Genomic DNA, 20,907 nt, shown 5'->3' on the forward strand with positions numbered 1-20,907 from the left:
CCGGGTGCTGGTCGACAAGCTGACCCCCTGGTTCGGCGGGGAGCCGGAGCGCGGCGAGGTGGTCGTGTTCCACGATCCGGACAACTGGCTGGCCGGGGAGCCGACCCCCGAGTCGAACATGGTGCAGGATTTCCTGAGCTTCATCGGCCTGATGCCGTCGTCCAAGGAGAAGGACCTGATCAAGCGGGTGATCGCGGTCGGTGGCGACACCGTGCAGTGCGCGAAGGGCGGCCCGGTCGAGGTCAACGGAAAGGCGCTCGACGAGCCGTACATCTTCCCGGGGAACTCGGCGTGCGACGACAAGCCCTTCGGGCCGTTCAAGGTGCCCGAGGGCAAGATCTGGGTGATGGGCGACCACCGGCAGAACTCCCTGGACTCGCGCTACCACACCGACGAGGCGACCAAGGGCTTCGTGCCGGTCGACGACGTCGTGGGGCGGGCCGTCGTGGTGGCGTGGCCGATCAACCGCTGGGCGACGCTGCCGGTCCCGGACACCTTCGACCAGCCGGGGATCGGCGCGGCGGCGGCTCTGGCCCCGGGGGCACTGGGCGTGGCGGGTGCGCTGCCCCTCGTACTGTGGCGCCGCAAGAGGCTGACCAGCGGGCGTACCGCCGGGTAGGGTGCCGACTCGGATCAGCGATTGTCGATCTCCGAGGTGGGTGACGCTGGGATGAGCGGAAACGGACGTACGGGTGACGGCCACGGGCGGCTCGGCAGCATGCTGTCGGGGCTGGCCGTGGCCGTCGGCTGTGTGTTCTTCCTCGGCGGGTTCGCCTGGGGAGCGGTGGTGTACAAGCCGTACACGGTGCCGACCGGATCGATGACCCCGACGGTGCAGGCCGGTGACCGAATACTTGCGCAGCGGATAGACGGCAACGAGGTGCACCGCGGCGACGTGGTCGTCTTCACCGATCCCACGTGGGACGCCAACCTGCCGATGGTGAAGCGGGTCGTCGGGATCGGCGGCGACAGGATCGCCTGCTGCGGGAAGGACGGGCGGCTCACGGTCAACGGCAAGCCCATCGACGAACCGTATCTGCACACAAAGGGCCCTGCCTCCGCCGAGGACTTCACGGCGGAGGTGCCCAAGGGGAAGCTCTTCCTGCTGGGGGACGAACGCACCGCCTCACTGGACTCGCGCGTCCACCTGGACGAAGCGGGACAGGGCTCCGTTCCCCGTGACGCGGTTCAGGCCCGGGTGGACGCCGTCGCGTGGCCGATGAACGGCATGGTCGATCGCCCGCAGGCCTTCGCCTCCCTCCCCGGCGGCGTGTCGTCGCCCGGACCGCTGTGGCTTCAGCTCGGCGCCGTGCTCGTGGGCGTGGTGCTCATCCTGTGCGGCGCGGCATACGGTCCGATCGTGGCGCGGTCCGCCCGGAACAGACGCGGAAAGGTGCCCGCCGGTGCGCGTTGAGAAGCGGAAGGTCGCCCGTGTGGTGCTCCTGGACCCCGACGACCGGATCCTCCTGATCCACGGATTCGAGCCCGAGGATCCGCAGAGCACGTGGTGGTTCACGCCCGGCGGCGGTCTGGAGGGCGACGAGACCCGGGAACAGGCCGCCCTGCGCGAGCTGACGGAGGAGACCGGCATCACCGATGTCGAGCTCGGCCCGCTGCTCTGGCAGCGGATGTGCTCGTTCCCGTTCGACGGGCGCCGCTGGCACCAGGACGAGTGGTACTTCCTGGCACGTACGACGCAGACCGCCACCGACACCAGTGGGCTGACCGGGCTGGAGCAGCGCAGCGTCGCGGGTCTGAGGTGGTGGACCTCCGCTGAACTGTCGGCGGCGCGTGAGACGGTGTACCCGACCAGACTCGCCGAGTTGCTGCGCACGCTGCTCGACGAGGGTCCTCCGCGTACGCCACTGGTTCTGGACCCCGAAATCGCCTGAGCGCCCGAGGGAGCCGGGGCCTGGCGCACAATAGGGGGACGCACGGCTGAAGGGGAACATGCCAATGAGCGCCGAGGACCTCGAAAAGTACGAGACCGAGATGGAGCTGAAGCTCTACCGGGAGTACCGAGATGTCGTCGGGCTGTTCAAATATGTGATCGAGACCGAACGGCGCTTCTACCTCACCAATGACTATGAGATGCAGGTGCACTCGGTCCAGGGCGAGGTGTTCTTCGAAGTATCGATGGCGGACGCCTGGGTCTGGGACATGTACCGGCCCGCACGGTTCGTCAAGCAGGTACGCGTGTTGACGTTCAAGGACGTCAACATCGAGGAGCTCAACAAGAGCGATCTCGAACTTCCGGGTGGCTGATCCCACTTTGAGAAGGGAGTGATTCCCACTTCCGGGTGGCCGGGTTATCCACAATTCCGGAGTTGTCCACCAAGATCCACAAGCCGGGGCCGGACACGTCAGAGTCGGTCCCGGAGGTGGTGCCGAAATGAACGCACGGGGGGCACTCGGGCGGTACGGCGAGGATCTGGCGGCGCGGTTGCTGGCCGATGCCGGCATGTCCGTACTGGAGCGGAACTGGCGCTGTCGCGCCGGTGAGATCGACATCGTCGCGATGGACGGCGACGCACTCGTGGTCTGTGAGGTGAAGACCCGCAGGGCGGGTGCGTTCGAGCACCCGATGGCGGCCGTCACGCCGGTCAAGGCGGAGCGGCTGCGGCGGCTGGCCGGTATCTGGCTGGACCGGCACGGCGGCCCGCCGCCCGGCGGGGTCCGGATCGACCTGGTCGGAGTGGTGCTGCCCAGACGCGGAGCACCCGTCGCCGAGCATGCGCGGGGGGTGGCCTGATGGGGTTCGCGCGGGCGTGCTCGGTGGCGCTGGTCGGCGTCGAGGGTGTGGTGGTGGAGGTCCAGGCGGACCTGGAGGCGGGGGTGGCCGCGTTCACCCTGGTGGGGCTGCCGGACAAGAGCCTGGTGGAGAGCCGGGACCGGGTCAGGGCCGCGGTGGTGAACTCGGGGGCCGAGTGGCCGCAGAAGAAGCTCACGGTGGGCCTGTCCCCGGCCTCCGTGCCGAAGGGCGGCTCCGGATTCGACCTCGCCGTCGCCTGTGCGGTGCTGGGGGCGGCCGAGCGGATCGATCCGGCGTCCATCGCCGATGTGGTGATGATCGGTGAGCTCGGGCTCGACGGCAGGGTCCGGCCGGTGCGCGGCGTGCTGCCGGCCGTGCTCGCCGCGGCGGAGGCCGGCTACCGGCAGGTCGTCGTGCCCGAGCAGACCGCGGGGGAGGCTGCGCTGGTCCCCGGGGTCTCCGTCCTCGGGGTACGGAGCCTGCGGCAGCTGATCGCCGTGCTCTGCGAGGAGCCGGTGCCCGACGAGCGGGCGGCGCACCACGAGGGGCGTCCCGACACCATGGGGGCCGGGCTGATGGTGCCCGGCGCGGGCATCGGTACCGGGCTCGCCCGGGCCGGGCAGAGCGACGGAAATCCACCGGATCTGGCGGACGTGGCGGGGCAGGCGCTGCCCCGCAAGGCTCTGGAGGTCGCCGCAGCCGGCGGCCACCATCTGCTGCTCTCGGGGCCGCCGGGCGCCGGCAAGACCATGCTGGCCGAGCGGTTGCCGGCGATCCTGCCGACGCTGACCAGGAAGGAGTCCCTGGAGGTGACCGCGGTGCACTCGGTGGCGGGCATCCTGCCGCCGGGGGAGCCACTGGTCGCCCGGCCGCCCTACTGCGCGCCCCACCATTCGGCCACGATGCAGTCGCTGGTCGGCGGGGGCAACGGACTGCCGCGGCCCGGCGCGGTCTCGCTGGCCCACCGGGGGATCCTCTTTTTGGACGAAGCGCCCGAATTCTCCGTGCGGGCACTGGACGCGCTGCGCCAGCCGCTGGAGTCGGGGCACGTGGTGGTGGCACGCAGCGCCGGGGTGGTGCGGCTGCCCGCCAGATTCCTGATGGTGCTGGCCGCCAACCCCTGCCCGTGCGGCCGGTACAGCCTCAGCGGCGCCGGCTGCGAATGCCCGCCGGCGGCGGTCAGGCGCTACCAGGCGCGACTCTCCGGACCACTGCTCGACCGGGTGGATCTGCGGGTGCTCGTCGACCCGGTCAGGCGTCAGGACCTGATGGGACAGGGCGGCAGGGGCGAGTCGACCGCCTCCGTCGCGGCCCGGGTCCGGGAGGCCAGGGCGCGGGCCGCGGACCGGCTGGCGGGCACCGCGTGGTCCTCCAACAGCGAGGTGCCCGGCCATGAGCTGCGGACCAGACTGGTCGCGGCGCCGGGCGCGCTCATGGAAGCCGAACGGGACATGGAACGGGGCCTGCTCACCGCTCGCGGCCTGGACCGGGTGCTCAGGGTGGCGTGGACGGTCGCCGACCTGCGCGGCGCCGACCGCCCGGACGCGTCCGATGTCGCGGTGGCGCTGGAACTGCGGACCGGGATTTCGCGCGGCGCACTGACGAACGCGGGGGCGTCATGACGGTGAGCGGTCAGGAGCGGCTGGCGCGGGCCGCCCTGACCCGCATCATCGAACCGGGGGACGAGCACGGTGGCCGCTGGCTGCGCGAGTGCGGTGCCGTCGAGCTGATACGGCGGATCACCACCAGGGACGGCACCGCGGAGCAACTGGGCGGGATGACCCCGAAACGGCTCGCCGGATACCGGCTGCGGGCCGAGAGCGCCGACCCCGGGCAGGATCTCTCGGCGGTCGCCGCGCTCGGCGGGCGGTTCATCTGCCCCGGGGACCGGGAATGGCCCACCCAGCTCGACGACCTCGCGGATGCCAGGCCCACCGGCCTGTGGGTGCGGGGGCCCCGGGATCTGCGGCTCTGGGCGCTGCGCTCGGTCGCCGTGGTCGGCGCCCGTGCCTGCACGCCCTACGGATCGCACATGGCGGCCGGTCTCGGCGCGGGGCTCGCGGAGCTGGGCTGGGTGGTCGTGTCGGGAGCCGCGTTCGGGGTCGACGGGGCGGCGCACCGCGGCGCGCTCGCCGCCGGCGGGGCGACGGCGGCGGTACTGGCCTGCGGGGTGGACGTCCCCTACCCCCGGGGACACGCCGAGCTGATCGGGCGGATCGCGGAACAGGGGCTCGTCATCGGCGAATTGCCACCGTCCGATCATCCCACCCGCAGCAGATTCATCCTGCGGAACCGGGTCATCGCCGCGTTGACGCGCGGGACGGTCGTGGTCGAGGCCGAATACCGCAGCGGTTCACTGGTCACCGCGCGCTGCGCACAGCGGCTCGGCCGCTTCACCATGGGCGTGCCGGGCCCCGCCACCAGTGGGTTGTCCGCAGGGGTCCATGAGCTCCTTCGCGGAGAGGGCGTCCTGGTGACCGACGCCGCGGAAGTCGCCGAACTCGTGGGGGAGATCGGCGAACTCGCTCCGGCCAGACGAGGCCCCGTCCATCCCAGGGACCTGCTGGACGCGGTCTCCGCCAGAGTCCTCGACGCACTGCCGTACCGGGGCTCTGTCGGCGGACGTGAGGTGGCCCGCACCGCAGGAACCAGCACCGACGAGGCGCTCGGCAGACTGTACGAACTGCACTCACTGGGGTTCGTCGAACGGGATGGCGATGGATGGCAGTTGACGCCGCGGCCGACTTGCAATGGTGACGCGCGGCGAGGCGGTACTTGACCTGGAGCATTCGGGTGAAAAGGTGAGGCAGATGACCTCGGCGGATCCTTCAGTGACGCCTCTGGGGCCGACGCACGCGGCGACGGCCCCGGACCTCAGTCATGTCGGATCGGCCGAAATCGCACGGCGCCGATCGCTTATCCTGCGCGGACCGCGACATCACAGTCACGCTACGCTCACAAGGATTCCGACTCAGACATACGTCCCAGCACTCCACAGCAGAACGGCTCAAGGCACCACATGCCCCAGCACACCTCCGGGTCTGGCCGCGCGGCAGTACCACCGGCTGCGCGTGGCACTGTGCGCCCCCCTGCCCCCTCCTCGCTCGACGAGTTGTGGCGTTCATACAAGTCCACGGGCGACGAACGGCTGCGGGAGCAGCTGATCCTGCACTACTCGCCGTTGGTGAAGTACGTCGCGGGCCGGGTGAGCGTGGGCCTGCCCTCCAACGTCGAGCAGGCGGACTTCGTCTCCTCGGGGGTCTTCGGACTGATCGACGCGATCGAGAAGTTCGACATCGAGCGGGCGATCAAGTTCGAGACGTACGCGATCACCCGCATCCGGGGCGCGATGATCGACGAACTGCGGGCGCTGGACTGGATCCCGCGCTCGGTGCGCCAGAAGGCGCGGGCCGTGGAACGCGCCTACGCCACGTTGGAGGCGCAGCTGCGGCGTACCCCTTCCGAGGCGGAGGTCGCCGCGGAGATGGGAATCGCCCTGGAGGAACTGCACGCGGTTTTCAGCCAGTTGTCACTGGCGAACGTGGTCGCGCTGGAGGAGCTGCTGCATGTCGGCGGCGAGGGCGGCGACCGGCTCAGCCTGATGGACACACTGGAGGACACCGCCGCCGACGATCCGGTGGAGGTCGCCGAGGACCGCGAGCTCAGACGGTTGCTCGCGCGGGCCATCAACACACTCCCGGAGCGCGAGAAGACAGTCGTGACGCTCTACTACTACGAGGGCCTCACCCTCGCCGAGATCGGCAATGTGCTCGGCGTCACCGAGAGCCGGGTCAGTCAGATCCACACCAAGTCGGTGCTCCAGCTGCGCGCGAAACTGGCCGACGCCGGACGCTGAGTCCCGCTCGCGACCAGTGCGGTTCATGGCCGCCTCGGCCAATGACCGGGGCCGTACCTGCCCTCTCGAACACCGGTCGCCGTAGAGTGGGCATGTGCCCAGGATTCGAGCGGCCTCGGTGGCCGAGCACCGGACCATGCAGCGCGGCGCCCTCCTGGACGCCGCACGCTCCCTGCTGTCCGAGGGCGGTACGGAGGCGTTGACCTTCCCCGCCCTCGCCGAACGCACGGGCCTCGCCCGGTCCTCCGTGTATGAGTACTTCCGCTCCCGCGCGGCGGTGGTCGAGGAGCTCTGCGCCGTCGACTTCCCCGTCTGGGCGGCCGAGGTCGAGAGCGCGATGGCGCAGGCCACCACGCCCGAGGGCAAGATCGAGGCCTATGTGCGCCGGCAGCTCGACCTCGTCGGGGACCGCCGTCACCGGGCGGTCGTCGCCATCTCGGCGAGCGAGCTGGACGCCGGGGCGCGCGAGAAGATCAGGGCCGCGCACGGCGGGCTGATCGCCATGATCGTCGAGGCGCTGGGCGACCTCGGCCACGCACAGCCGAGACTGGCGGCCATGTTGCTCCAGGGGTCGGTGGACGCCGCCGTGCGACGTATCGAACTGGCCGTGGCCGAGGAGCCGTCCGTGATCGCGGACACCGCCGTCGCCATGGTTCTCCGAGGTGTGCAGGGCGCACAGGACTGACGGGGCCGCCGCGTCGCGGCGACCGCGAGCAGAACGCCGGGGGCGGCGAGCCCGTCCCCGGTCCCCATGGCCGATTGCGCGGACACCGGCTCGGGCACGCCGAACACCGGGAGCAGCCGGGACGGGCCCCGTCGCAGCAGCGACGGCGGCAGCAGCGACAACGGATCCAGATAGGTGTCACCGCGCCGCAGCCCCCAGTGCAGACAGCCCGAAGCGCAGTGGAAGGGCCCCGCCTCCACTACGGCCACCACCTGTCCCGACGTCACCTTCTCGCCCTTCGCGACGAGCGCGCGCACCGGTTCGTACGTGGTCCGCAGCGGCGGGTCGCCGCTGCCGGCCACCTCGATCGCCACCACCCCGCGCCCCGCCACACGCCCCGCGAACGAGACCTGCCCCGAGGCGGCGGCGAGCACCGCCGCACCCGGTTCCGCAGCGAGGTCGACGCCGCGGTGACCTCGCCCGTAGGGACCGGCCGGGGGCTCCCATCCCCGTACGACCGCGGGCCGCCCCGCCAGCGGCCAGCCCCGGTCGCCGTCCGGCGCCGGTGCGGGGGCCGGAGCCGGTGCCGGTGTCCGTGCGGTGGCGACCGCCGGGCCGCACACCACCGCCAGCAGGGCCACCACCGCCACCACGAGCGCCTCCCGCAGGCGAAGTGAAGCGGGCTCCGCGGGAGCGGCAGGACCGGTCGGATCAGTTGTGCATCGCATGGCGGAACCATCCCGCAGTCCCACGATCCGCGGGGATCATGAGCCGGATCTGTGGACAACCATCCGGTTGTGGACAGCGTCGTCACCCGGCACCCGGGCCGTCCCGTACACTTCCTATGGCGATCCGGGTCACCGGGTCGACTTCGCACGCCCCGCCACCTCCCTCTCAGCGGACGGTGGCCGCGCTCCTCGGTCCCTCGTGGCACGGCGCGTCGGGGCGTCAGGCGCGACAGCAATCCTGCGGTCGCGACAACCGAGCACCTCAAGGAGTACGGCCATGGCCGTCGTCACGATGCGGGAGCTGCTGGAAAGCGGCGTCCACTTCGGTCACCAGACCCGTCGCTGGAACCCGAAGATGAAGCGCTTCATCTTCACCGAGCGCAACGGCATCTACATCATCGACCTGCTCCAGTCGCTGTCGTACATCGACCGCGCCTACGAGTTCGTCAAGGAGACCGTCGCCCACGGCGGCTCCATCATGTTCGTGGGTACGAAGAAGCAGGCCCAGGAGGCCATCGCCGAGCAGGCGACGCGCGTCGGCATGCCGTACGTCAACCAGCGTTGGCTCGGTGGCATGCTCACCAACTTCTCCACCGTCTACAAGCGCCTTCAGCGTCTGAAGGAGCTCGAGCTCATCGACTTCGAGGACGTGGCCGCCTCCGGCCTCACCAAGAAGGAGCTCCTGGTCCTCTCCCGCGAGAAGGCCAAGCTGGAGAAGACCCTCGGTGGTATCCGCGAGATGCAGAAGGTGCCGAGCGCCGTCTGGATCGTCGACACCAAGAAGGAGCACATCGCCGTCGGTGAGGCGCGCAAGCTCCACATCCCGGTCGTCGCGATCCTCGACACCAACTGCGACCCCGACGAGGTCGACTACAAGATCCCGGGCAACGACGACGCGATCCGCTCCGTCACCCTGCTCACCCGCGTGATCGCCGACGCCGTCGCCGAGGGCCTCATCGCCCGTTCCGGTGCCGCCACCGGTGACTCGAAGCCGGGCGAGAAGGCTGTCGGCGAACCGCTCGCCGAGTGGGAGCGCGACCTGCTCGAGGGCGACAAGAAGGCCGACGCCGAGGTGCAGACCTCCGCCGAGACCGAGAAGGTTGCGGACGCCGAGGCCACCGAGGCTCCGGCCGCGGACGCCGAGCAGGCCTGACACCCGTCACGGCTGAATGACGGCGGGGGTCGGTGCCACAAGCGCCGCCCCCGCCGTTCACCCGTAGATCTTTCAGACTTCGAGAGAGAAACACAGACTCATGGCGAACTACACCGCCGCTGACGTCAAGAAGCTCCGCGAGCTGACCGGCGCCGGCATGATGGACTGCAAGAAGGCGCTCGACGAGGCCGACGGCAACGTCGACAAGGCCGTCGAGGCGCTCCGTATCAAGGGCCAGAAGGGCGTCGCCAAGCGCGAGGGCCGTTCTGCCGAGAACGGTGCCGTCGTCTCCCTCGTCTCCGAGGACCAGACGTCCGGTGTTCTGCTGGAGCTGAAGTGCGAGACGGACTTCGTCGCCAAGGGCGAGAAGTTCCAGAACGTCGCGAACACCCTCGCCGCGCACGTCGCCGCCACCTCCCCGGCTGACATCCAGGCGCTGCTCGCCTCCGAGATCGAGGCCGGCAAGACCGTCCAGGCGTACGTCGACGAGGCCAACGCCAACCTCGGCGAGAAGATCGTCCTGGACCGCTTCGCGCAGTTCACCGGCGCGTACGTCTCCGTGTACATGCACCGCACCATGCCCGACCTGCCGCCGCAGATCGGTGTCCTGGTCGAGCTGGACAAGGCCGACGCCGAGCTGGCCAAGGGCATTGCGCAGCACATCGCCGCGTTCGCCCCGAAGTACCTGTCCCGCGAGGACGTCCCGGCCGAGGTCGTCGAGGCCGAGCGCCGCGTCGCCGAGGAGACCACGCGCGCCGAGGGCAAGCCCGAGGCCGCGCTCCCGAAGATCGTCGAGGGTCGCGTCAACGGCTTCTTCAAGGAGGCCACCCTCCTCGGCCAGCCGTACGCGCTGGACAACAAGAAGTCCGTTCAGAAGGTCCTGGACGAGGCCGGTGTCACCCTGAAGCGCTTCACGCGCATCAAGGTCGGCATCTGAGTCCGTCCGCGAACAACGGTGGACCCCTATAGGGTCTAGTGCAGTCGTCGGCCGCACTCACGCCGTACGACCGCAGATCTGACGAGGAGGCCATTGCCGCTGAGGGACACCAGACCCACCGGCAATGGTCTTCTTCGTATGTGCACGAGGAGAATCTCCATGAACAAGGGCGCGGACGCCGCAAAAGGTGACCACAAGCGCGACGACGGCAAGGTGGCCGGACGCTTCATGCTGAAGCTGTCCGGAGAGGCGTTCGCCGGCGGCGGGGGTCTCGGTGTCGACCCCGACGTCGTACACGCCATCGCCCGCGAAATCGCGGCGGTCGTCCGCGACGGCGCGGAAATCGCGGTCGTCATCGGTGGCGGCAACTTCTTCCGCGGCGCCGAGCTCCAGCAGCGCGGTATGGACCGGGCCCGGTCCGACTACATGGGCATGCTCGGCACGGTCATGAACTGCCTGGCGCTCCAGGACTTCCTGGAGAAGGAGGGCATCGACTCCCGCGTCCAGACCGCCATCACCATGGGGCAGGTCGCGGAGCCGTACATCCCGCTGCGCGCCGTACGCCACCTGGAGAAGGGGCGCGTCGTCATCTTCGGCGCCGGCATGGGGATGCCGTACTTCTCCACCGACACCACTGCCGCCCAGCGCGCCCTGGAGATCGACGCAGAGGCTCTTCTGATGGGCAAGAACGGGGTGGACGGGGTCTACGACTCCGACCCGAAGAGCAACCCCGACGCGGTGAAGTTCGACGCGCTCGAGTACAGCGAGGTTCTCGCCCGCGACCTCAAGGTCGCCGACGCCACCGCCATCACGCTCTGCCGCGACAACGACCTGCCGATCCTCGTCTTCGAGCTGACTGCAACGGGCAATATCGCCCGCGCGGTCAAGGGTGAGAAGATCGGCACGCTCGTGAGTGACCGGAGCACCCGGGTCTGAGGACCGGGGGACCTTCCCGGAGCACCACGGGAAGGTCCGGGCCCCCGGGGAAACAACAACCCCCGGGACCGGCCCCGAAGGATGGACAACGGCCTGCCGGTCGGACACCGTGCAGGTGAGGACGCGACGCAGGATCCGCCGGGCCCGGGCACGACGGGCCCACACAAGACACGCAGGAGCACGTGGTGATCGAAGAAACCCTCCTCGAGGCCGAGGAGAAGATGGAGAAGGCCGTCGTCGTCGCGAAAGAGGACTTCGCCGCGATCCGTACCGGCCGTGCGCACCCCGCGATGTTCAACAAGATCGTCGCCGACTACTACGGCGCGCTGACGCCGATCAACCAGCTCGCCTCGTTCTCGGTGCCCGAGCCGCGCATGGCCGTCGTGACACCGTTCGACAAGAGCGCGCTGCGCAACATCGAGCAGGCGATCCGCGACTCGGACCTCGGCGTCAACCCGAGCAACGACGGCAACATCATCCGGGTGACCTTCCCGGAGCTCACCGAGGAGCGCCGCCGCGACTACATCAAGGTCGCCAGGGGCAAGGCCGAGGACTCCAAGATCTCCATCCGCGCGGTGCGCCGCAAGGCCAAGGAGACCCTCGACAAGCTGGTCAAGGACAAGGAGTCGGGCGAGGACGACGTGCGTCGCGCCGAGAAGGAGCTCGACGACACCACCGCGAAGTACGTCGCGCAGGTCGACGAGCTGCTCAAGCACAAGGAAGCCGAGCTGCTCGAAGTCTGATGAACGACTCTTCCTGGGGCGCCCCGCAGGGAGCCGGCCACTGGGGTGCGCCCGAGATGCGGGCTGCCCCGGCGGGTCCTGCTTACGATGTGCATGACGCCCAGCAGACTCGGCCCATGCCCATCGTGCCGGACGTTCCCGACGCAGGTAGAGACGCTGACGACCGTGATGACCGGGGCCAGGGGGCCGGACGCCTGAGCGGCGGCCCTCTGTTCCGTGACGAGAAGCCGCAGGAGCCCATGTCCACCGCGCCACCGCCCCCGCAGAAGAAACGTGCGGGCCGTGACCTGCGAGCCGCCATAGGGGTCGGTGTGGGGCTGGGCGCCGTGATCGTCGCCTCGCTGTTCATCGTCAAGGCCGTCTTCGTCGGTGTGATCGCCGTCGCCGTCGTCGTGGGCCTGTGGGAGCTGACTTCCCGGCTCCAGGAGCGCAAGGGCATCAAGGCGCCGCTCGTCCCGCTGGCGGTGGGCGGCGCGGCGATGGTGGTCGCCGGCTACGCACAGGGTGCCGAGGGCGCCTGGGTGGCGATGGCGCTGACCGCGCTGGCGGTGCTCGTCTGGCGGATGACCGAGCCGCCCGAGGATTACCTCAAGGACGTCACGGCCGGTGTGTTCGCGGCGTTCTACGTACCGTTCCTCGCCACGTTCGTCGCCATGCTCCTGACCGCCGACGACGGGCCGCAGCGGGTGCTCACCTTCCTGCTGCTGACGGTGGTCAGCGACACGGGTGCGTACGCCGTCGGCTGGCGCTTCGGGAAGCACAAGCTCGCGCCGCGCATCAGCCCCGGAAAGACCCGGGAGGGCCTGTTCGGGGCCATCGCCTTCGCGATGGTGGCCGGTGCGCTGTGCATGCAGTTCCTGATCGACGGCGGCTCCTGGTGGCAGGGGCTGCTGCTCGGGCTCGCGGTCGCGGCCAGCGCCACTCTCGGCGACCTCGGCGAGTCGATGATCAAGCGGGACCTCGGCATCAAGGACATGGGCACGCTGCTGCCGGGCCACGGCGGCATCATGGACCGGCTCGACTCGCTGCTGCCGACCGCCCCGGTGGTCTGGCTGCTGATGGTGCTGTTCGTCGGATCCGGCTGAGAGCACGTCGCTGACCTGGGATTTTACGAGTGAGGGCCCGCTGTCCACAGGACGGCGGGCCCTCACTGTTCCGTCTGCGACACTGGATGGACCATGCCTAAGCCCGGAGAACTCACTTTCGTCGCGCCCCGCGGAGCCAAGAAGCCGCCGCGGCATCTCGCCGACCTCACGCCCGCCGAGCGCAAGGAAGCCGTCGCCGCGATCGGCGAGAAGCCGTTCCGCGCCCAGCAGCTCTCGCAGCACTACTTCGCGCGGTACGCGCACGACCCGGCCGAGTGGACCAACATCCCGGCCGCGTCGCGGGACAAGCTCGCCGAGGCGATGTTCCCCGACCTGATGTCGGTGGTCCGCCACATCAGCTGCGACAACGACACCACCCGCAAGACGCTCTGGAAGCTGCACGACGGGACGCTCGTCGAGTCCGTCCTGATGCGCTACCCGGAGCGGGTGACGATGTGCATCTCCTCGCAGGCGGGCTGCGGGATGAACTGCCCGTTCTGCGCGACGGGGCAGGCCGGTCTCGACCGCAATCTGTCGACCGCCGAGATCGTCCACCAGATCGTGGACGGGATGCGGGCGCTGCGCGACGGCGAGGTCCCCGGAGGCCCTGCGCGGCTCTCCAACATCGTCTTCATGGGCATGGGCGAGCCGCTCGCCAACTACAACCGGGTGGTCGGTGCGATCCGCCGGCTGACCGACCCCGAGCCGGACGGGCTGGGGCTCTCGCAGCGTGGGATCACCGTCTCCACGGTGGGTCTGGTGCCCGCGATGCTCCGCTTCGCGGACGAGGGCTTCAAGTGCCGTCTCGCCGTCTCGCTGCACGCGCCGGACGACGAGCTGCGCGACACCCTCGTTCCCGTGAACACGCGCTGGAAGGTGGGCGAGGTGCTGGACGCGGCGTGGGAGTACGCCGAGAAGTCCGGCCGCCGCATCTCCATCGAGTACGCGCTGATCCGTGACATCAACGACCAGGCGTGGCGTGGTGACCGGCTCGGCCGGCTCCTCAAGGGCAAGCGGGTGCATGTCAACCTGATCCCGCTGAACCCCACGCCCGGTTCCAAGTGGACCGCCTCGCGGCCCGAGGACGAGAAGGCGTTCGTCGAGGCGATCGCGGCCCACGGGGTGCCGGTGACCGTGCGCGACACCCGCGGCCAGGAGATCGACGGAGCCTGCGGACAGCTGGCGGCGGCCGAGCGCTGAGGCCGCTCCCGGCCGGGACCGGGGGCCCGTGTAGCCTGGGCCCGAATTCAACTTCATATTCCGACAGGGGAGCGCCACAGCGCTGAGAGTGCGGCACCGAGGACAGGTCGTCCGCAGACCCTCTGAACCTCGCCCGGGTCATTCCGGGTAGGAAGTTCGGTCATCAACTCATGCTGTTGCGCCCTGCCCGCTTCTCCGCGGGCGGGGCCGCGTCTCTTCCTGGCCAAAACCCAGGAGGAATCCACAATGAGCACCACGCGCAGGACCAGGCAGCTCGCGGCGTCGGCCGCCGCCGCCGCGCTCGGCGTCACTGCACTCGCCGGGTGCGGGAGTTCCGACGACTCGGCCTCCGGTTCCGGCGGCACGAAGGGGTCGGGGTCCAAGACCGTGACCCTCGTCAGCCACGACTCCTTCAACGCATCCAAGGACGTACTGAAGGAGTTCACCAAGGAAACCGGCTACACCGTCAAGGTGCTGAAGAGCGGCGACGCGGGTGTCGCGCTCAACCAGGAGATCCTGACCAAGGGCTCCCCGCGCGGCGACGTGTTCTTCGGTGTCGACAACACGCTGCTCTCCCGCGCCCTCGACAGCGGGCTCTTCACCCCGTACGAGGCCAAGGGCATCGACCGGGTCGCGGCAGACACCCGGCTCGACGCCGGCCGGTACCGGGTCACCCCGATCGACACCGGCGACATCTGCGTCAACTACGACAAGAAGTACTTCGCCGACAGGAAGCTCGCACCGCCGCGGTCCTTCGACGACTTGGCGAAGCCCGCGTACAAGGACCTCCTCGTCACCGAGAACGCCGGCACCTCCTCGCCCGGCCTCGGCTTCCTTCTCGGCACCGTCGCCGCCTACGGTGAGAAGGGCTACCAGGACTACTGGAAGAAGCTGGAGAACAACGGCGTCAAGGTCGTCGACGGCTGGGAGCAGGCGTACAACGAGGAGTTCTCCGGCTCCGCGGGCGGCAAGAAGGCCAAGGCCGACCGGCCGCTCGTCGTCTCGTACGCCTCCAGCCCGCCCGTCGAGGTGCTGTACGCGAAGCCGCAGCCGGCCGAGGCGCCGACCGGTGTCGCCACCGGGACCTGCTTCCGCCAGACCGAGTTCGCGGGGCTGCTGAAGGGCGCGAAGAACGAGGCGGGCGGCAAGGCTCTGCTGGACTTCCTGATCAGCAAGAAGTTCCAGGAGGACATGCCGCTCAACATGTTCGTGAACCCGGTCGTCAAGGACGCGGAACTGCCGGAGCTCTTCACGAAGTTCGGCGCGACGGTGGACAGGCCGGCGACCGTGGCCCCGGACCTGATCGCCAAGAACCGTGAGCAGTGGGTCCAGTCGTGGTCCTCGCTCGTAGTGAAGTAACGAAGGCCCCCGTACGCGGACCGGGCGCGGGCGGGAAGGTTCCCCGCCGCCGGTCCGCGCACGCCGAGGCGGCTCGGGCGAAGGCCCGGCGCGGAAGTGCGGTGCGGCTCGGCCTGATGGCCGTGCCCGTCGCGTTCTTCGCGCTGTTCTTCGCCTACCCGGTCGCCGCGATCGTCGGCCGCGGTCTGAAGGTGGACGGCGTCTGGCAGTTCGGCCGGATCGGCGAGGTGCTGACCCGGCCGGACATCCGCGACGTCCTCTGGTTCACCAGCTGGCAGGCGCTCGCCTCGACCGCGTTGACCCTGCTGATCGCGCTGCCCGGCGCCTATGTCTTCGCCCGCTTCGACTTCCCCGGCAAGCAACTGCTGCGGGCGGTCGTCACGGTGCCGTTCGTCCTGCCGACCGTGGTCGTCGGGACGGCCTTCCTGGCGCTGCTGGGGCGGGGCGGATTCCTCGACGAGCTCTGGGGCGTGCGGCTCGACACCACCGTGTGGGCGATTCTGCTCGCCCATGTCTTCTTCAACTACGCGGTGGTCGTACGGACGGTCGGCGGGCTGTGGGCCCAGCTCGACCCCCGGCAGGAGGAGGCCGCCAGGGTGCTGGGGGCGGGACGGTTCGCCGCCTGGCGGCGGGTCACCCTGCCTGCCCTCGCACCCGCCGTGGCCGCGGCCGCGCTGATGGTCTTCCTCTTCACCTTCACCTCCTTCGGGGTCGTGCAGATCCTCGGCGGTCCCGGGTTCTCCACGCTGGAGGTGGAGATCTACCGGCAGACCGCGCAGCTGCTCGCCCTGCCGACGGCCGCCGTGCTGACGCTGGTGCAGTTCGCCGCGGTCGGCGCGATCCTCGCCGTGCACGCGTGGACCGTACGGCGCCGGGAGACCGCGCTGAAGCTGGTCGACCCGGCGCAGACCGCCCGCAGGCCGCGCGGTGCCGGGCAGTGGACGCTGCTCTGCGGGGTGCTGCTGACCGTACTGCTGCTGATCCTCCTGCCGCTCGGAGTGCTCGTCGAGCGCTCGCTGAACACCGATGGCAGCCATGGCTTCGACTTCTACCGAGCCCTGGCGTCCGTGGACGCGGGTGGCGGTACGTTCCTGGTCGCGCCGCTCGAAGCGATCTGGAACTCCTTGCAGTACGCGCTGGTCGCGACGGTCATCGCGCTGGTCGTCGGTGGGCTCGCCGCCGCGGCGCTGACCCGGCGCGCAGGCCGGCTCGTGCGCGGCTTCGACGCGCTGCTGATGCTGCCGCTCGGGGTTTCCGCGGTCACCGTCGGCTTCGGCTTCCTGATCACCCTGGACAAGCCGCCGCTGGATCTGCGGACCTCCTGGATCCTGGTGCCGCTCGCCCAGGCGCTGGTCGGTGTGCCCTTCGTCGTACGGACCATGCTGCCCGTGCTGCGCGCGGTGGACGGGCGGCTGAGGGAGGCGGCCGCGGTGCTGGGGGCATCGCCGCTGCGGGCCTGGCGGGAGGTCGAGCTGCCGCTGGTGCGACGGGCGCTGCTGGTCGCGGCCGGTTTCGCGTTCGCCGTCTCGCTCGGCGAGTTCGGCGCGACGGTGTTCATCGCGCGGCCCGATCGCCCGACCCTGCCGGTCGCCGTGGCCCGGCTGCTGGGGCGGGCCGGGGAGCTCAACTACGGCCAGGCGATGGCCCTCAGCACCATCCTGATGGTGGTCTGCGCCGTCTCGCTGCTGCTGCTCGAACGTATCCGCACGGACCGGTCCGGGGAGTTCTAGAGATGCTGACACTGGAATCGGCCACGGTTCGCTTCGGCGAGCGGGCGGCGCTGGACGCGGTGGATCTGGAGGTCGCCGAGCACGAGACCGTGTGTGTGCTCGGGCCGAGCGGAAGCGGCAAGTCCACCCTGCTGAGGGTGGTTGCCGGGCTGCACCCGCCGGATGGCGGCCGGGTGCTGCTGGACGGCGTCGACCAGGCCGGGGTGCCGGTGCACCGGCGCGGGCTCGGCCTGATGTTCCAGGACCACCAGCTCTTCCCGCACCGGGACGTCGGCGCCAATGTCGCGTTCGGGCTGCGGATGCACGGGGTGTCGCGCCGCGACCAGGAGCACAGGATCGGCGAACTCCTCGACCTGGTGGGCCTGCCCGGTGCCGAACGCCGTGCCGTTGCCGCGCTGTCCGGCGGCGAGCAGCAGCGCGTCGCCCTCGCGCGGGCCCTCGCCCCGCGCCCCAAGCTGTTGATGCTGGACGAGCCGCTCGGCCAGCTCGACCGGGGTCTGCGTGAGCGGCTCGTCGTCGAACTGCGCACGCTCTTCGGACAGTTGGGTACGACGGTGCTCGCCGTCACGCACGACCAGGGTGAGGCGTTCGCCCTGGCCGACCGGGTGGTGGTGATGCGCGAGGGACGGGTCGCCCAGGCGGGCACCCCGCTGGAGGTCTGGCAGCGGCCCGCCTCCGCCTTCGTCGCCCGGTTCCTCGGCTTCGACAACGTGGTCGGGGCGGCGGTGACCGGTGCCGTCGCCGACACGGTGTGGGGCGAGGTGCCGGTGCCCGAGGGCTCGCCGCAGGGGGAGTGCGATCTGCTGGTGCGTCCGGCCGGAGTCCGGATCGGTGCCCCCGACGAGGGGCTGCGCTGCGTGGTCGGGACGCGTACGTTCCGGGGCAACCACGTCACCGTACGGCTCGTGCCGGAGCGCGGTCCGGTCCTGGAGGCGGAGTGCGCGCTGCGGGACGCACCCGAGGAGGGCACGGTGGTCGGGGCGGGCTTCGACGCTGCGGAGACCGTCGTCCTGCCCGCCGGCTTCTGAGCCCGGGCGCGTTCACCGGACCGGACCGGCCGGGGGGCGGCCCCGGTCGCGTGATCCGGCCGTCGGCCGGACGATTGCCTGATGCCCCGGAGCGCGGCTCCGCCCGCCCCGGGGCCCGGGCTCGTCCTCGCGGACAGCCCCGGGGCCGTGCAGCAGATCCGGAAGGACTCCGGGAAGGACAGGGAAAATGACCGAGTCAGCGCGCGAGGGCATCGACATCACCCGCATCATCGATGCTCCGCGGGAACGGGTCTTCGAGGCCTGGACGACGCCCGAGCACTTCGCGGCCTGGTTCGGCGGTGACGCCGAGGTTCCGCTCGACCGGGTGTCGATGGACGTCAGGCCGGGCGGCGCCTGGAGCTTGGTGATGGTGGTGCCGGGCACCGAGATGCCGTTCCACGGGGTCTACCGGGAGGTGGCGGCCCCCGAGCGGCTGGTGCTCACGATGAAGGACGCCTCCGCGCCCGCGGACAGCGAGGGCGAGACCGTCACCGCCACCTTCACCGACCGCGGCGACAGGACCACCGAGCTGGTCTTCCAGCAGCGCGGCGGCAACCTCACGCCCGAGCAGTACGCGGCGGCCGAGGACGGCTGGGAGGCGTTCTTCGATGCCCTGGTGGCCCGGCTCGCATCCTCCTGAACCGGCCGGCCCGCGCAGGTCGGCAGCCGGGTGCGGGCCTCACAGCCCCTGTCCGCTCCTGTACGGTGCCGGCTGCGCCGTGTCGTCCGGATTGTCCATCCTGTCACGCTGCGTAGCCGTCGGATGGTCCCGGTCCGACGGCGCGCGGCCTCAGGCCGTCAGTGGCAGTGCGGCCAGCTCCGCGATCAGCCAGGTCAGCGGAGCGAAGACGAACAGCAGCGCGACGGCGCGCAGGGCCGTAGCGGCGCGCAGCGCCGATGCCGGGGCGCCGAGCCGCAGCAGCGCCTGCGAGGTCTGCGCGCGAGCCTGCCTCGCCTCCAGCGCGGAGGTCAGCAGCGTCGCCGTCGTACAGCCGAGGACGAGCACCGAGCCCAGTGCCGTGAGCGGGCCGAGGGGATGCGCCCCCGCCCCGTACAACGCGTAGCCGGCGACGGCCGCGGCGAGCACCGCGCAGACCACGCCGAGCGGCCGGCCGATCCGGCGCGACTCGTCCATCAGCACCCGGCCCGCCAGCAGCCGCACGGCACCGGGGCGCACCGCCTGCAGCAGTCGCCCGCACAGGTGGGTCAGGCCCGGACCGGCCATGGCCAGCCCGACCGCCGTCAGCGTCCACCCGGCCAGTACCCCGGTCGGGGTGGCTTCGAGCGTGCCGGGCAGCGGGAGCAGGCTGTGACCGTCACCCCGGCTCATGTACGCCTCGACGGCGAGGCCGATCGCGGCCAGTGCCACGCCCCAGGGCAGCCCGGTCGGGGGCGCCGCCGGATCGGGTGCCTCCGGCTCCGTCAGGACTTCCGAGGAGGCGTCGTCCGGGGCCGCCGTCGAGACCGGCCTGGCCCGCAGCGCGAGCGCGCTCGCGGTCGCCGCGGCCACCGGGACCAGGGCCAGCAGCACGAGCGCGGCGGCGAGCGGCAGCGGGGCCTCGGCGTCGAGCAGCCCGGCCGCCGCGCCGTCGAACGGCAGCCCGGTCAGATCACCCCGCAGATGCAGGAAGAACAGCAGCGCCACCATCGATCCGAGGGTGCAGGAGACGGCGGTGGAGACAGCGGCGAGCGCGGCGAGCCGGACCGGCCCGAGGCCCACGGCGGACAGCCCGGAGCGCGGCCGGGTGCTCGGGTCGGTCCGGGCCACCGCGACCGCGAACTGCACGGTGGCGGCGAGCGGCACGAAGCACCACAGCAGGCGCAGCACGGCCGCGGTGGAGTGTGCCGGGTGCCCCGACGCATAGCTCAGGGTGCACAGCAGGAGGAAGCCGACTCCTGCGGAGGCGGCGGCTACCAGCATGCGCCGCAGCAGGACCAGCGGGTGGGAACCCCGGGCTAGACGGAGAGCGAGCACGCCGCGCGGCCCTCCGCATCGGATACGGAGGGCAGGGCGACGGTGGCGACGCGGCGGCCGTCCAGCAGCGGGACCGTGCGGTCGGCGAGGGCGGCGATCTCCGGGTCATGGGTGGCGAGCACGACCGTGATGCCGTGCGAACGGGCCGCACTGGTGAGGGTGCGCAGCACATGTGTCCGGTCGCCGCGGTGCAGGGTCGCGGTCGGCTCGTCGGCGAAGATCACCGTGGGGGCGGCGGCCAGGGCGCGGGCCACGGCGATCCGCTGGCGCTGTCCCTGGAGCAGGGTGTGCGGTCGCTGTCCGGCGCAGGGGCCGATGTCGAGCCTCTCCAGCCACTCCAGGGCGGCCTTCTTCGCCTCCCGGCGCGGGGTGCCGCGCAGCAGCAGCGGAAGGGCCGTGTTCTCCCAGGTGTTCAGTTCGGGCACCAGCTGGGGCTCCGGGGCGATCCAGCCGAACCTGTCGCGGCGCAGCCGTTCGCGCAGCCGGGGCCCCATGGTGTGGACGGGGACGCTGTTGAACCACACCTCGCCCTGCTCGGGCACCAGCTGACCGGACAGGCAGTGCAGCAGGGTCGTCTTGCCGCAGCCCCGGGGGCCGGTCACGGCGAGGATCTCGCCGTCACGGACGCCCACGGAGACGCCGCCGAGCGCGGGTGAGCCGTTGTGGGAGTGGTGCAGGGAACGCGCCCAGATCACGTCGTTGTCCGGCGGGGCCACCATGGCGTACACCTCGGTTCAGATCGTAATTCCCGTTCCCCCGTA

General features: G+C 70.8%; 21 protein-coding genes and 1 pseudogene. 19 read left to right on the forward strand and 3 right to left on the reverse strand.

Going from position 1 to position 20,907, the window contains the following annotated elements:
• The 9 genes from lepB (IE107_RS23210) to IE107_RS23250 all read left to right on the forward strand — a co-directional run.
• On the forward strand, nt 1-619 hold a 619-nt coding region (gene lepB, locus IE107_RS23210; protein WP_229867187.1), incomplete at its 5' end, for a signal peptidase I.
• Nucleotides 620-670: 51 nt separating this feature from the next.
• Nucleotides 671-1,414 (forward strand): signal peptidase I, encoded by a 744-nt coding sequence (gene lepB, locus IE107_RS23215; RefSeq protein ID WP_189545897.1) that lies wholly within the window; start codon nt 671-673, stop codon nt 1,412-1,414.
• Nucleotides 1,404-1,892: an NUDIX hydrolase gene (locus tag IE107_RS23220; RefSeq protein ID WP_189545899.1), complete on the forward strand. Its 489-nt coding sequence runs from the start codon at nt 1,404-1,406 to the stop codon at nt 1,890-1,892. The genes lepB (IE107_RS23215) and IE107_RS23220 overlap by 11 nt, the downstream gene beginning before the upstream one ends.
• A 64-nt stretch (nt 1,893-1,956) precedes the next feature.
• On the forward strand, nt 1,957-2,265 hold the full coding sequence (locus tag IE107_RS23225; RefSeq protein ID WP_003965949.1) for a DUF2469 domain-containing protein: 309 nt from the start codon (nt 1,957-1,959) through the stop codon (nt 2,263-2,265).
• Nucleotides 2,266-2,392: 127 nt separating this feature from the next.
• Complete coding sequence (locus IE107_RS23230) at nt 2,393-2,752, forward strand: YraN family protein (RefSeq protein ID WP_189545901.1); 360 nt, start codon at nt 2,393-2,395, stop codon at nt 2,750-2,752.
• Entirely contained in the window at nt 2,752-4,374 is a 1,623-nt protein-coding gene (locus IE107_RS23235; RefSeq protein WP_189545903.1) for a YifB family Mg chelatase-like AAA ATPase, read from the forward strand. Before IE107_RS23230 ends, IE107_RS23235 begins: the two co-directional genes overlap by 1 nt.
• On the forward strand, nt 4,371-5,531 hold the full coding sequence (dprA, locus tag IE107_RS23240) for a DNA-processing protein DprA (RefSeq protein WP_189545905.1): 1,161 nt from the start codon (nt 4,371-4,373) through the stop codon (nt 5,529-5,531). Before IE107_RS23235 ends, dprA begins: the two co-directional genes overlap by 4 nt.
• Before the next feature lie 240 nt (nt 5,532-5,771).
• Nucleotides 5,772-6,608: an RNA polymerase sigma factor WhiG gene (whiG, locus tag IE107_RS23245; protein ID WP_189545907.1), complete on the forward strand. Its 837-nt coding sequence runs from the start codon at nt 5,772-5,774 to the stop codon at nt 6,606-6,608.
• Nucleotides 6,609-6,726: 118 nt separating this feature from the next.
• Nucleotides 6,727-7,293 carry a TetR/AcrR family transcriptional regulator gene (locus tag IE107_RS23250; RefSeq protein ID WP_189546040.1) on the forward strand — a complete coding sequence of 189 codons (567 nt, stop codon included), beginning with the start codon at nt 6,727-6,729 and terminating at the stop codon, nt 7,291-7,293.
• A gap of 221 nt (nt 7,294-7,514) precedes the next feature.
• Here the strand turns inward: IE107_RS23250 and IE107_RS23255 are convergent.
• Nucleotides 7,515-8,000: pseudogene (locus tag IE107_RS23255) on the reverse strand (peptidoglycan DD-metalloendopeptidase family protein); the annotation flags it as partial.
• A 277-nt stretch (nt 8,001-8,277) separates the two neighbouring features.
• Between IE107_RS23255 and rpsB the strand changes: the two are divergent.
• The 10 genes from rpsB to IE107_RS23305 all read left to right on the forward strand — a co-directional run bounded on the left by rpsB (nt 8,278) and on the right by IE107_RS23305 (nt 18,811).
• Complete coding sequence (gene rpsB, locus IE107_RS23260) at nt 8,278-9,153, forward strand: 30S ribosomal protein S2 (RefSeq protein WP_189545909.1); 876 nt, start codon at nt 8,278-8,280, stop codon at nt 9,151-9,153.
• 100 nt (nt 9,154-9,253) lie between these two features.
• Nucleotides 9,254-10,090, forward strand: coding sequence for a translation elongation factor Ts (gene tsf, locus IE107_RS23265; RefSeq protein WP_189545911.1), 837 nt, complete (start codon nt 9,254-9,256; stop codon nt 10,088-10,090).
• 159 nt (nt 10,091-10,249) lie between these two features.
• Nucleotides 10,250-11,026 (forward strand): UMP kinase, encoded by a 777-nt coding sequence (gene pyrH, locus IE107_RS23270; protein ID WP_189545913.1) that lies wholly within the window; start codon nt 10,250-10,252, stop codon nt 11,024-11,026.
• A 185-nt stretch (nt 11,027-11,211) separates the two neighbouring features.
• On the forward strand, nt 11,212-11,769 hold the full coding sequence (gene frr, locus IE107_RS23275; RefSeq protein WP_189545915.1) for a ribosome recycling factor: 558 nt from the start codon (nt 11,212-11,214) through the stop codon (nt 11,767-11,769).
• Nucleotides 11,769-12,854, forward strand: a complete 1,086-nt coding sequence (locus IE107_RS23280) for a phosphatidate cytidylyltransferase (protein WP_189545917.1) — start codon at nt 11,769-11,771, stop codon at nt 12,852-12,854. Before frr ends, IE107_RS23280 begins: the two co-directional genes overlap by 1 nt.
• A gap of 93 nt (nt 12,855-12,947) precedes the next feature.
• Nucleotides 12,948-14,054, forward strand: a complete 1,107-nt coding sequence (gene rlmN / locus IE107_RS23285; protein ID WP_189545919.1) for a dual-specificity RNA methyltransferase RlmN — start codon at nt 12,948-12,950, stop codon at nt 14,052-14,054.
• Between the two features lie 246 nt (nt 14,055-14,300).
• Nucleotides 14,301-15,413 (forward strand): thiamine ABC transporter substrate-binding protein, encoded by a 1,113-nt coding sequence (locus IE107_RS23290; protein WP_189545921.1) that lies wholly within the window; start codon nt 14,301-14,303, stop codon nt 15,411-15,413.
• 116 nt (nt 15,414-15,529) lie between these two features.
• A complete protein-coding gene (locus tag IE107_RS23295) occupies nt 15,530-17,143 on the forward strand; it encodes an ABC transporter permease (RefSeq protein ID WP_189546041.1) in 1,614 nt (537 codons plus the stop codon).
• 2 nt (nt 17,144-17,145) lie between these two features.
• Nucleotides 17,146-18,171 (forward strand): ABC transporter ATP-binding protein, encoded by a 1,026-nt coding sequence (locus IE107_RS23300; protein ID WP_189545923.1) that lies wholly within the window; start codon nt 17,146-17,148, stop codon nt 18,169-18,171.
• 187 nt (nt 18,172-18,358) lie between these two features.
• Nucleotides 18,359-18,811 (forward strand): SRPBCC family protein, encoded by a 453-nt coding sequence (locus tag IE107_RS23305; protein ID WP_189545925.1) that lies wholly within the window; start codon nt 18,359-18,361, stop codon nt 18,809-18,811.
• Between the two features lie 150 nt (nt 18,812-18,961).
• On the opposite strand, the gene IE107_RS23310 is transcribed toward IE107_RS23305, so the two are convergent.
• Both IE107_RS23310 and IE107_RS23315 read right to left on the reverse strand, forming a co-directional pair.
• Nucleotides 18,962-20,146: a hypothetical protein gene (locus IE107_RS23310; RefSeq protein ID WP_189545927.1), complete on the reverse strand. Its 1,185-nt coding sequence runs from the start codon at nt 20,144-20,146 to the stop codon at nt 18,962-18,964.
• A complete protein-coding gene (locus IE107_RS23315; RefSeq protein ID WP_189545929.1) occupies nt 20,128-20,865 on the reverse strand; it encodes an ABC transporter ATP-binding protein in 738 nt (245 codons plus the stop codon). Before IE107_RS23315 ends, IE107_RS23310 begins: the two co-directional genes overlap by 19 nt.
• Nucleotides 20,866-20,907: the final 42 nt, after the last annotated feature.

Source organism: Streptomyces gelaticus (assembly GCF_014649535.1).
Lineage (GTDB): Bacteria > Actinomycetota > Actinomycetes > Streptomycetales > Streptomycetaceae > Streptomyces > Streptomyces gelaticus.